Genomic DNA, 1001 nt, shown 5'->3' on the forward strand with positions numbered 1-1001 from the left:
CCTGTTCTCCGTCTCGGCCTCTCGACTGGAAAGCCCGCAGGGGAGGATCTTGGGCGTACTGGCGGAGATGCTCGATGTCACCGAGCGCGAGAAGGTGGCCGCCCGCCTGCGTGTCCTCGGCTCGGTGCGCGAGCACGTGGGACAGACCCTCGACGTGGTGGCCACCTGCGAGGAACTGGTGCAGGCGGTGGTGCCGGACTTCGCCGACGTCGCCGTGGTGGAAGTGGTGGACGCAGTGATACGTGGCGAGGACCTTCCGCCAAGCCCTCTGGCACGGGAGGTGCCGCTGCGCCGTACCGCCTTCGCACACAGCGGCGGCGACGAGCAGCTCCACGCACATCCGGTGGGTGACGTGCGCGCTCTGCCCTTCCCGACGCCGTACGCCCAGACGCTGGCCGACCTCAGGCCCCGTCTCGTCGCCCTGGGCCCCGACACGCCCTGGCTGGCCGCCGTCCCGCAGCGCGGCCAGGCGATCCGCGCATCCGGCGCCCACAGCATGATCACCACACCTCTGACGCTGCGCGGAACCGTGCTGGGGTTGCTGAGCCTGTACCGCACCGACGATGCGGACGCCTATGACACGGACGATGTCACCCTCGCCGTCGCCATGGCCGCTTACACCGCCCTGTGCATCGACAACGCCCGCCGCTACACCCGCGAACACACCATCGCCCTGACGATCCAGCGCCAGGTGCTCCTCCCCCGCACCACGACGCAGACCGCCGTGGAAACCGCGCGCATCCACGTGCCCTCCGAAGTGGGCGGAGGCGGCGGGTTCGACGCCTTCGCCCTGTCCTGTGCCCGCACCGCACTGGTGGTCGGCGAAGCCGCCGGCCACGGCATCCACGCGGCCACCACCCTGGGACAGATACGGACCGCCATCCACTCCCTGGCCGCACTCGACCTGGAGCCCGACGAACTCCTCGCACGCCTCAACGACACCGCCATAAGCCTGGTCCAGGAATGCGCAGCTCTGCCGCCCGGCGACCCCCCGCCGGTCG

At 70.7% G+C, this 1001-nt stretch carries 1 protein-coding gene; it reads left to right on the plus strand.

All coding sequences use genetic code 11. The features are described 5' to 3' along the window. Positions 1-49: 49 nt before the first annotated feature. On the plus strand, positions 50-1001 hold a 952-nt coding region (locus ABZ904_RS51375), incomplete at its 3' end, for a SpoIIE family protein phosphatase (RefSeq protein WP_361831265.1).

The organism is Streptomyces sp. NPDC046900 (assembly GCF_040644975.1).
In the GTDB taxonomy this organism is placed as follows: Bacteria; Actinomycetota; Actinomycetes; order Streptomycetales; family Streptomycetaceae; genus Streptomyces.